Annotated in this window: 13 protein-coding genes; 3 read left to right on the top strand and 10 right to left on the bottom strand. The window is 64.0% G+C overall.

What is annotated here, in order from left to right; all coding sequences use genetic code 11:
• The 3 genes from VF515_01130 to VF515_01140 all read left to right on the top strand — a co-directional run.
• Window positions 1-648 (top strand): molybdopterin dinucleotide binding domain-containing protein (locus VF515_01130; GenBank protein ID HEX7406230.1); only part of this gene is annotated, 648 nt, incomplete at its 5' end.
• A gap of 63 nt (window positions 649-711) precedes the next feature.
• Window positions 712-1,041: an amidohydrolase family protein gene (locus tag VF515_01135; protein HEX7406231.1), complete on the top strand. Its 330-nt coding sequence runs from the start codon at window positions 712-714 to the stop codon at window positions 1,039-1,041.
• A gap of 13 nt (window positions 1,042-1,054) precedes the next feature.
• Entirely contained in the window at window positions 1,055-2,272 is a 1,218-nt protein-coding gene (locus VF515_01140; protein HEX7406232.1) for a CoA transferase, read from the top strand.
• A gap of 248 nt (window positions 2,273-2,520) precedes the next feature.
• Here the strand turns inward: VF515_01140 and VF515_01145 are convergent, their stop codons facing one another.
• The 10 genes from VF515_01145 to VF515_01190 all read right to left on the bottom strand — a co-directional run.
• The gene (locus VF515_01145; protein ID HEX7406233.1) at window positions 2,521-2,892 is read right to left on the bottom strand and encodes a DUF5615 family PIN-like protein; all 372 of its coding nucleotides are present in this window, start codon (window positions 2,890-2,892) and stop codon (window positions 2,521-2,523) included.
• Window positions 2,889-3,113, bottom strand: a complete 225-nt coding sequence (locus tag VF515_01150; protein ID HEX7406234.1) for a DUF433 domain-containing protein — start codon at window positions 3,111-3,113, stop codon at window positions 2,889-2,891. Before VF515_01150 ends, VF515_01145 begins: the two co-directional genes overlap by 4 nt.
• Before the next feature lie 266 nt (window positions 3,114-3,379).
• Window positions 3,380-3,724 carry a DUF6516 family protein gene (locus VF515_01155; protein HEX7406235.1) on the bottom strand — a complete coding sequence of 115 codons (345 nt, stop codon included), beginning with the start codon at window positions 3,722-3,724 and terminating at the stop codon, window positions 3,380-3,382.
• Window positions 3,708-4,067: a hypothetical protein gene (locus VF515_01160; GenBank protein ID HEX7406236.1), complete on the bottom strand. Its 360-nt coding sequence runs from the start codon at window positions 4,065-4,067 to the stop codon at window positions 3,708-3,710. Before VF515_01160 ends, VF515_01155 begins: the two co-directional genes overlap by 17 nt.
• 154 nt (window positions 4,068-4,221) lie before the next feature.
• Window positions 4,222-4,458, bottom strand: a complete 237-nt coding sequence (locus tag VF515_01165) for a YgiT-type zinc finger protein (GenBank protein HEX7406237.1) — start codon at window positions 4,456-4,458, stop codon at window positions 4,222-4,224.
• Window positions 4,455-4,940 carry a DUF4258 domain-containing protein gene (locus VF515_01170; GenBank protein HEX7406238.1) on the bottom strand — a complete coding sequence of 162 codons (486 nt, stop codon included), beginning with the start codon at window positions 4,938-4,940 and terminating at the stop codon, window positions 4,455-4,457. Before VF515_01170 ends, VF515_01165 begins: the two co-directional genes overlap by 4 nt.
• Before the next feature lie 595 nt (window positions 4,941-5,535).
• Window positions 5,536-5,781 carry a hypothetical protein gene (locus tag VF515_01175; protein HEX7406239.1) on the bottom strand — a complete coding sequence of 82 codons (246 nt, stop codon included), beginning with the start codon at window positions 5,779-5,781 and terminating at the stop codon, window positions 5,536-5,538.
• 130 nt (window positions 5,782-5,911) lie between these two features.
• A complete protein-coding gene (locus VF515_01180; protein HEX7406240.1) occupies window positions 5,912-7,306 on the bottom strand; it encodes an FAD-dependent oxidoreductase in 1,395 nt (464 codons plus the stop codon).
• Window positions 7,307-7,492: 186 nt separating this feature from the next.
• On the bottom strand, window positions 7,493-9,199 hold the full coding sequence (locus tag VF515_01185; GenBank protein HEX7406241.1) for an FAD-binding protein: 1,707 nt from the start codon (window positions 9,197-9,199) through the stop codon (window positions 7,493-7,495).
• An 18-nt stretch (window positions 9,200-9,217) separates the two neighbouring features.
• Window positions 9,218-9,781 (bottom strand): LLM class flavin-dependent oxidoreductase (locus tag VF515_01190; GenBank protein ID HEX7406242.1); only part of this gene is annotated, 564 nt, incomplete at its 5' end.

Raw genomic sequence — 9,781 nt, forward strand, 5'->3', positions numbered from 1 at the left:
CGCCAGGGCGGTGCCGTGCGGGTCCGCAGCCTGGGGCCCGATCAGTCGACGACAAGCAACTTCTATTCTTCCTACCGCCAAGACGAGCCCGTGGCGACGTTCCGTGACTTCGTGGAGAAGGACCGTCCGTACCGAACCCTGAGTGGGCGCCAGCAGTTTTACGTGGACCACCCGTGGTTCCTCGAGGTGGGTGAGCAACTGCCGACTCACAAGGACCCGCCCGCCGCTGGCGGTGACTATCCGTTCACATTGACCAGCGGCCATACCCGTTGGAGCATCCACTCCATATGGCGCGACCATACGCTGATGCTGCGCCTGCAGCGCGGTGAACCGGTGATCTTCATCAACAACGAGGACGCTCGCCAGCGGGGAATCGGCGACCACGACTGGGTGCGCGTCTCGAATGACCTTGGGAGCTTCGTGGCGCGAGCGATGCCGACGGGCGCCATACACCCCAGGCAGGTGCACATCTACCACGCCTGGGAGCCGTTCCAGTTCCGCACAGGTATGAGTCACCAGTCCCTGGTGCCGAGTCCCATCAAGCCGACGCAACTGGTCGGCGACTACGGCCACCTGAAGTGGGCCTTCGCATACTACGAGCCAAACGCCGTCGACCGCGACACGCGCGTGAACATCACGAAGCTCTAGCGAGGCAGGGCCTCGGACTGTAGGCTCGGCTGGGCCGCTCCCCGCTGGGTCGCTCGGGGCGGTATCGGCTGGATCGGTTATTTGCTGCAGCGCTGCGACGAGGTCTATCACAAGCATCGCCACTGGAGTACGCCGCCGATCACGGAGAAGCCGAGTTTCTACTTCCGGCGGCAGATCTTCGCCAACTTCCTCGACGATGCCGTCGGGGTCACCTGTCGCCATCACATCGGGATCGACAACCTGATGTTCGAGGTGGACTACCCGCACAGCGACACCACCTTCCCGAACTCGCGCCAGATCGCGACCGAGCGCTTCAGCCAGGTACCGGCGGACGAGGCGTACAAGATCTTTCGCGGCAACGCGATCCGGTTGTTCAATCTCGATCTGAAGTGAGCAGGCGCAGCCGATGGAAGGACCGTTGAGTGGGTTCAAAGTTCTCGAAGTCGCGCAGTGGTGGTTCGCTCCCGCAGCGTGCGCCGTGCTGGCGGATTGGGGCGCCGATGTCATCAAAGTCGAGCACCCCGTCACGGGCGACCCACAGCGGGGTCTGGCGGCCATGGGCTGGAAGTCGAAGGAGGGCAACGTCGACTTTATGATGCAGCAGTCCAACCGCGGCAAGCGCAGCATCGGGCTCGACCTTGCCGCATCCGGCGGCCGTGCGCTGCTCTACCGCTTGGCGAAGGCAAGCGACGTATTCGTTACCAGCTTTCTCCCGGACGCCCGCGCCCGGCTGCAGATTGACGTCGAGCACCTGCGGGCGGTCAATCCGGCGATCATCTACGTGCGCGGCTCCGGGCAGGGGCCGCACGGGCCGGATTGCGAGAAGGGCGGTTACGACGCCACGGCGTTCTGGTCACGCGGCGGTGTCGGTGCCGCCCTCACGCCGGCGGCGGCGAACGAACCGGTGATGCAGCGTCCGGCGTTCGGCGACTCGATCGGCGCCCTCGCCATGGCCGGCGGCATCGCCGCGGCGCTACTGCGCCGCGAGCGCACCGGCGTCGCCTCGGTGATCGACGTCTCGCTGCTCAACACAGCCATGTGGGTACTGGCGCCCGACATCGTGGCTTGCAAGCTGGTCGATCCTGACCGGTGGATGCCGCCCTACAACCGCGCCACACACTTCAATCCGGTCACCAACGCCTACCGGACAAAGGACGGGCGCTGGATCATGCTGGTCATGCTACAGGCTTCGCGGCACTGGGACGATTTCTGCCAGCATATCGACCGGCCCGACCTGATCGACGACCCGCGCTTTGCGACCGATGCCGCACGGCTCGCCAACCGCGAGGCCTGCATTGCCGAGATCGACAAAGCCTTCGCCATGCGCAGGCTCGACGAGTGGCGGGTGAAGCTCGCGACTATGGAAGGCGCTTGGGCGCCGATGCAGACGCCGCCGGAGATCTACGACGATCCGCAGGCACTGGTAAACGGCTACCTCACCGAGGTGGATGGTGGCGACAAGGGAAAGTTTCAGGTTGTCTCGAGCCCGGTGCAGTTCGACCTGCAGGTACCGAGTCTGCGCCCGAGTCCCGAGATGGGTCAGCACACCGAAGAGGTGCTGCTCGAGCACGGGCTCTCGTGGGAGGAAATCGCCGCCCACAAGGCATCCGGCGCCATCCTGTAACGATGGGGCATTCTTCTCTGCGCCGCTGCGGCCCTGCGGCTTCGCGTTGAGTTCCGAATCTTCTCGTGGACCGTGGAGATGCTCCTCAAGTTCCGCCTCGGCCGCCCGGGTGCAGAGTGGCAGCGCTTCGGATTCGACCTGCAGCTCATGACTGACGCGGGTCGCGTTTCCCCTAACAGCTAACACCCTAACCCCGTAGCCCCCTGCTCCGAGAGGGGGTCGCGATCGCCTCGATAAACGTGGCGCGCTCAGTGGGCCTTGATTGGAAGACGACGCTTGCGGATGCGCCAGCGCTCGATGGTGATCAGTGAAGTAGGCAGGTCTTCCTCCGGCGTCAGGTCCAGCGCGTGGGCGAGGCGCTCTATGACTTCTCCGTCGCTGTAGTTTCCGCCGCGAAAGAGGATGAGACCTGGTCGCTCCGAGCGCGCCAAGGCTAGCAACCGCGGGTAGTCGAGATCCGCGGTGATGATGACGCGACGCTCATCGCGTGCCCGCTCAATGATGTCCGGGTCAGGTGCGCGGGCGAGTCCAATGCTTGATGCGTGAACCGCGTCGTGTCCGCGCTGCACCAGCCAGTCGGCAAGGCCGGGCGACAACGCCATGTCCACGAGGAATCTCATCTTGAGAGTTCGATGGTTTCGTCCTCAGCGAGCGCCGCCGCATACTGCAGCACGGCATCGATGTCTTGCGGTTCAAGGTACGGATAGGCTTGCAGGATGGATTCCCGCGTTTCGCCGGCAGCGAGAAGCCCGAGCAGGCGTGATACGGGGAAGCGCAAGCCGCGAATACACGGTTTCCCTGTGCACACGTTCGGATCAACGGTAATTCGTTCCAGCACCATGGTGAACCTCCGTGCGAGGGACAGTGTAGCGCCAACGTGTGCTCGGAAACAAACGAGACCTCCCCGCATCTTCCCTGCACCGCTGCGGCTCTGCGCCTCCGCGTTGAGTTCCGAATCTTCGCGTGGACCGTGGAGATGCACGTCATGTTCCGCCTCGGCCGCCAGGGGCAGAGTGGCAGCGCTCGGATTCGACGTGCCGCGCATCCTTAGCTGGTCGAGTGAGGGGTTGCCGGCACCAGCGGCGGGGGGCTGAGGCTCCGACCGAGCTACAGGGCATCTAGCACTTGCGGGAGGTCCGCAACCGGATCGCCACGCAGCGCGGACTCCGCCACGCGCCCGTCAATATCGTGGTGATGGTGCGGGAAGTTCGGGCCACGAGGGAAATGAAGGGCGTTGTCCCAGCGCCGCAAGGGTCCGTCCCCGAATTCCTGATACGAGTACCGCACGTGGCCCGCGACCCCGTGCAGCCTGATCTGTAACGTGTGTCCTGAAATCAGCTCGCAACGGAGCTTGAAGAGAAAGTTGGCTTCGTCGATCGGGTCGTTGTCGACGACGTGAAACGATGCAACCTTGGGAGAAGCGCGCAGCAGTGCCTCAAGCTGCGGCAGCATCTTGCAGGTCTGCTTCTACTGCTTGCCAGCGAGTGAGGAATCGTTCGGCCGCTTCCCACTCTTCGAGGTCGTCTTCCGCCTGTACGATCTGCGCCGCGTTGTCGAGGCGGGCCAATGCGGCGATCTCTCCGCGCCCGTCGCAGAGCGCGCCGACCTGACCGGCAAACTGCTCCACTGATGTCTGGTATAGGGAGCGGAAATGGGCTACTCGCTCGGCATAGCGTTGCATTTGGCGCTGCGCATAGTCCCGTGCCAGCATGCTCAGTGCCTCCGCCTCAGTCTTGCAGATCCCATGGACGAGAAAGGGCGCAAGAATCTTCTCAACAGCGTCCTGCCTACTCACGCCGTTACCGTAACACGGCGTCCGCACCCGGACAAGAACGAGAAGTGACTGCGATCGCGGAGCAACCGCACCGTCGATGAGATCCTTACCGCGGTGAACAATGCCCTGAGTGGATGCGGGTGAGGCGGGGCCGGGCGGAAGGCGCCGGCTATCGTTAGGTACCGGGGGTGAACTCGTAGACCGGCGTCTCCAGCACCCGCACCGGGTTGCGCGATTGCCAAATGGTGTGCTGGAGCCTCTCGACGGTGTCGGGACTGAACGATGTCTCGCCGCAGTGATCGCACACTGACGCGGGCACGTGTTCGACGACCACGAGCTGGTCAGCCACGCGCAGGCTGTACGCCACCTGCTGCGGCCGCCGTTGTCCAATGCCACAGACTTCGCAGGTCATTTGCTCCTCCTTGTCCGAAAGTCGATCCAACGGTCGCGATCGGGTTCGTAGACCGTGATGATCTTTACTTTCACGCTTGATGGGTGCGTGCACTGCACATGCAGCGGCCGATTCGCTTCAGTGGTCCCGAAGATCAAACAACTGGGACCGTACTTGTCGGTGGGGTAGTTTTCGATGATCTCGCCAGACGCCACGGCTTCCTCAACGGCACGGCGGGGAATTCTCTTGAGGATACTTTGATCAACCGCATGCAGGCTGTATTCATATTCCTGATTCGCAAACTTCCGCTGCAATTCTTCCAGCAGGCCTATCGATGCGCCAAGGTTACCACACCGATGGCGGTCTGAGCGAACGGCAACCTGGGTTGGGCACGGTGAAGCGCGACGGGCATCACAAGCGCGATGCAGTCGGTGAACTCCTGACCAATTACACGTCCACAGCACACCAACATGGCGGCCGGGAAGATCGTCGGCCCACGTCACACGCCTCTGACAGCGGCTCCTTCAGGCCGTGGAACCGCTGACAAGACGTTGGGGAGCCCGATTTAACGCCTATGCAGCCCTAACCCGAGGCTTGGAACGCCCGCATAACGCTTGAGCGGGGGTCACCCGCGCTTGGGAAGGCCAATGTAACGCGCGTGGAGCCCTCACTCGAGGCTTGGAACGCCGGCGTACGACTGAAGCGGGGATCACCCACGCCCGGGAAGCGCGGCTACAGCGTTTCGAAGCGCTAGCGAAGCGTTGCGCAGGGCGTCTAAAGGCTGTTGAACCCGTCACCCAGCAGTGCACAAGAACCGGGTCTGCCGGGACCTCTCCAAGCATCCGCAGATACTTGACAATCATCACGGATCAGCGTCACCTGCGCCCTTCGAGCGCCGATTTCAAGGGCGAAACGGCTCTTTCAAGGAAGAGGGACCAGGCCCCGCGTCGATCGCCATCATCTTCCGCAGTACGTCTGGCACATGACCCACCGCTGCCACCGCCAGCAGCTGAAGTTTGCTCAGGATCGCCAGGCCTGGACCCGCGGGCTGTATGCGGCCTGAAAGGTTAGCCGTCAGCTCTCGGTTGTCGCACCTGATCAAGCCGCCTGCTTCTTCCGGGTGCGTCGCCGCGGTAACGCCTCATCCAGGGCTAGCAGGGCGCGTAGCGCTTCGTTCACCGATCGGGAATCCGGAAAGTGCGCCGCCAGCTCAGCATCAAGGATCCGCAGCAACCCGGACACCTTTGCCGCCTTCGATGCGAGCCTGCCTCGGGTTGCCTTCGACCAGTCGTACCGCTGCAGATGCCCTTCGGGCAGCTGGGTGGGTTTAGTCCGCTTCTTCATACTTCCTCCTCTGCGTGGCAGACGCCTTGCGAGCGCTGATGATGCGGATTCTCCCACCCGGGAGGTTCTCGGTGTGGACAACGAACATCACTCGGAACGTCGCCGCGCGTGCCTCCAGCGCGTCGCGCGGCTATCGCCCTTCGAGCCGCACGATGGCCTTGCCCGTGAACATCCCTGTGCTCGCGGCCGCGTCCACCGTCATGCTCCACTGGGGCTCGACACAGTCGCCGACGAAGAAGAGGTTCTGCACCGAGGTGGAGCGGTAGGGGATCTTCTTGTGCCACGTGTGCTGGTAGTGCCAGAGCGGGTAGTGTGAGGCGTAGTGCTTCGTCACCACCGCCCGCCGGTAGCCGGGGAAGACCTCGTCGATGATGTCGTCGATGTCGCCCTTGAGCGTCGTGCGTACTTGCTCACGCTGCTGTTGGTCCAGCGGAAGTACCCGGCTGGCGAAGATCAACTGCTTCCCCTCCGGCGCATTCCACGGGAACGCATTCGAGATGGCCCAGATCATCAGCAGATTACCGCCGGTCTTCGGATCGACGACGGCCACCGGATGCGGCTCCGCCGTGATCGGCCGGTCCAGCTCGGCGTAGATCGTGAAGTCGTGGAACGGCACCGCCGTGTATGCGTCGATCGGCCGCTGCACCTCCGGTGGCACGCTGCGAAAGATGGACGGGATCTGTGTGAAGTTGGCGTTGACCACGACCTTGTTGGCGCGCACCTCCCGCGTCTCGCCGTTCGGGGTCTTGACGACCACGCCCGTGGCGACGTCGTTCTCGACGATCACCTCCGCGACCTCGGTGCCGAGAAACAGCTCGCCGCCGTTCCGCTTCATCGAGTCCGCGAACGGGCGGACGAGCCCCTCGACATGGTTCGGTTTGAACGCGACGCAGTGGGCCTCGCTCATCCACCAGAACCGGAAGGTGCTCAGCAAGCCGCCGGCGGAGAGATACCGCATCGCCTCGTCGGCCTCGCACATCGTCGAGTTGGCCGCGATCGACGCGAAAAAACCGATCACCTGCGGATCGGTGCTCAGCTTGTCTTTGAAGTCGGAGAACGGCATGCACGACAGCGGTTCCCGGAACAGCTCCTCGTACGGGATGGCCGCGGCATAGTTGAACGCCCGGCTGAACGCCCGCTTGGTTGCCGCCGACAACGGTTGCGGAAAGAGACTCTCGTAGTAGCTGATCAGCGCCGACGCCGATGCGCACCGCGGCGCGATCTGAAACTTCATGCCGGTGCCGCGATAGTACAGGCAGGGTTCCGGGACTTCGTAGAAGCGCACATCCGCGTCCACCTCGCGGGCGGCGCGATACCAGGCGCCACCACCCCAGCCCTGGCCGAAAGCCACCCAGTGCTCAAATCCCGTGAACCCCGGCGAGGTCTTGTCCAACTTGATCCGGCCGCCGACCTCGTCCGCCTTCTCGAACATCGCGGTGGCCAGACCACCCGCCGCCGTGTACGCGCCGCAGACGACGCCGCCGATGCCCGCACCGACGACGATGACATCGTACTGTGACTTCATGAGGGCCTCCGAAAATGGTGGGGCAGGCCTCCGTGCCTGCCGGGCCGCGCAGGCAGGGACGCCTGCGCCACCGATGCGCGGGGCCAGCCGCTTTTCATGGTTAGTGGGTGAACCGCAGGTTCATGGTGACTCCGCTGGTTCGCGCGAACCATGCCGGGTCGAAGCCCGGACCTCTTCGCATGCGCGCTATGCGCCCGCGGCGTGCCGGGCGGCGATGTAGCCGAAGGTGGTTGCCGGGCCCAGGGTCGATCCCGGACCGGGGTAGGTTCGGCCCATTACCGACGCCGAGCAGTTTCCGATCGCATACAGCCCGGGGATCACGCTGCCGTTCTCGGTGAGCACCTGCGCGCTGGCGTTGGTCTTCAGCCCGCCCTTCGTCCCCAGCTCGCCCGGGAAAGCCTCGATGCCGTAGAAAGGCGGTTTCTCGATCGGCGCCAGGCACGGGTTCGGCGTCACCGTGGCATCACCATAGTAGCGGTCGAAGACCGTGTCGCCGCGGTGGAAGTCCGGATCCTTGCCGGAACGCGCGTACTCGTTGAACTTGACAATCGTCGCCTTCACCGATGCCGCCTCGACGCCGAGCAACGCCGCCAGGCCCTCGATGGTGTCAGCCTTCTTCAGATACGCTTGCTTGAGCCGCTTGGGTAGGCTCCAGTCCGGCTGCACGGAGCCTTGCAGGAACGGACCGCACGGGTACTTGTAGCGGAAGGTCGCATCGAAGATCAGGTACGACGGCACGCTGGGGGCGTCGGGCTTGTTGTTCGCGTACATGGCGTTGACGACATCGACATACGGCAACGCCTCATTGACGTATCGTTCGCCGCCCTTGTTGACGAGGATGCTGCCGGGCAAAGACTTTTCGATCACCAGCATGCGGGCGCGAGCCTCGCCGGGCACCACCGTCGTCGGCCCCCACCACGCATCGTCCATGAGATCGACGGCCGCGCCGATCTTCATGCCGAGATCGATCACGTCGCCGGTGTTGTCGGGGTTGGCGCAGGTCCACTCGGCGCGCGTCGGGTTGGGGAGATACTTCTGACGCATGGTTTGATTGGATTCGAAACCGCCGGCGCCGAGAATCACGCCCGTGGTGGCGCGGATGCGCAGGCGCTGCCCGTTGCGCTCGGCCGCGACCCCGACGACGCGCCCGTCCTGTACGATGAACTCTCGAGCCGGTGTGTTCAGCCACAAGGGGATGCCACGGTCCATCATCGACCGGCGCAGCATGGCCGCCAGGGCGTTGCCCATGGCGAGACTGCGGTCGCGCTTCGACTGCAAGCGCCACGGCAGGTCGAGCCAGTACCGGCTCATCAATTTGGCGGTGAGCGCGATCCAGCCGGGCGCCCGGCAGAAGAGCGTGCGCGCTTCCTTGATCGTCATGAAAATGCGCTCGGCGATGAGCGACTGAATGGCGCTCGGGCGCAACTGCGGGAACTCGCCACCGAGCTCCTTGGCGTGAATGCGATAGGGCTCGACGCTGCGCCCGCCGGCACAGTAGCCGGGCGAGCCCGGGTAGTAATCGGGGTATTCGGTCAGGATGTCGACTTTCACCCGGGTGTGCTCGCACAAGTACTTGAGCATTTCGGGTGCGGTCTTGACGAAGGCCTGCAGGCGACCGTCGGAGACCAGCCCGCCCGTCGTCGCCCGCAGATACGCCATGGCGTCGTCCGGCGAGTCGGCGATCCCCGCGGCCGGCATCAGGTGGTTGTTGGGGATCCACAGGCCGCCGCCGGACATCGCCGAGGAACCGCCGTAATAGGCTCCCTTCTCAATCACCAGCGTCTTCATGCCGTGGTCGTAGGTGGTGATGGCGGCGACCATCGCGCCCGCCCCGGAGCCCACCACCAGCACGTCAACGGTGTCAGTCCAATCCTGCGCACCCTGCTCGTTCATCGTGTCCCTCACTTCTGGTTACTTCCGGAAAGCCGGGATGATGTCCGTGGCAAACCACTCGACCCAGTCGATGCATGCGTCCAAACTTGCCGTGCCCATGGGCAGATGGACGATCGCGCCGGTGGCGCCGGCGCGTTGCAAACGCCCCATGAGCTTCATGACCTCGTCCTTCGTTTTGGGAATGCGGAAGCGGTTGAGGTTGAGGCGGTCCTCGGGCGGGAAGTCGGCGAGCAACATCATCACCTCGAAGCCACCGGTGCGATGCGCTTTCGCGCGCTGCTCGTTGATATAGGACATGCAGGCGGGAACCTCCTCCGGCAGTGTGAGCCAGGGGATCCATCCGTCGCCTAGGAGCGCCGCGCGACGCTGGATCGGTTTGGCGTCACCCCCGAGATAGATCGGGGGGTGCGGCTTCTGGGTGGGTTTCGGTTCGAAGATGAGATTCTCGAACGTATAGAACTCGCCGTGGTAGCTGGCCCGTTCGCTGGTCCACAACTCTTTCATGATGCGCAGGTACTCGTTGCTGCGGCGGCCCCGTTCGGCGAACGGCACCCCGAGTGCTTCAAACTCCTTCTGCAGGTG

This window comes from Candidatus Binatia bacterium (assembly GCA_036382395.1).
GTDB lineage: Bacteria > Desulfobacterota > Binatia > HRBIN30 > HRBIN30 > JAGDMS01.

Bases quoted from the DNA above. Each gene is read 5' to 3' on its own strand.
- VF515_01180 (HEX7406240.1), bottom strand. From the start codon at position 7,306: ATGAAGTCACAGTACGATGTCATCGTCGTCGGTGCGGGCATCGGCGGC.
- VF515_01185 (HEX7406241.1), bottom strand. From the start codon at position 9,199: ATGAACGAGCAGGGTGCGCAGGATTGGACTGACACCGTTGACGTGCTG.
- VF515_01175 (HEX7406239.1), bottom strand. From the start codon at position 5,781: ATGAAGAAGCGGACTAAACCCACCCAGCTGCCCGAAGGGCATCTGCAG.
- VF515_01155 (HEX7406235.1), bottom strand. From the start codon at position 3,724: ATGCTGCCGCAGCTTGAGGCACTGCTGCGCGCTTCTCCCAAGGTTGCA.
- VF515_01145 (HEX7406233.1), bottom strand. From the start codon at position 2,892: ATGAGATTCCTCGTGGACATGGCGTTGTCGCCCGGCCTTGCCGACTGG.
- VF515_01165 (HEX7406237.1), bottom strand. From the start codon at position 4,458: ATGACCTGCGAAGTCTGTGGCATTGGACAACGGCGGCCGCAGCAGGTG.
- VF515_01140 (HEX7406232.1), top strand. From the start codon at position 1,055: ATGGAAGGACCGTTGAGTGGGTTCAAAGTTCTCGAAGTCGCGCAGTGG.
- VF515_01150 (HEX7406234.1), bottom strand. From the start codon at position 3,113: ATGGTGCTGGAACGAATTACCGTTGATCCGAACGTGTGCACAGGGAAA.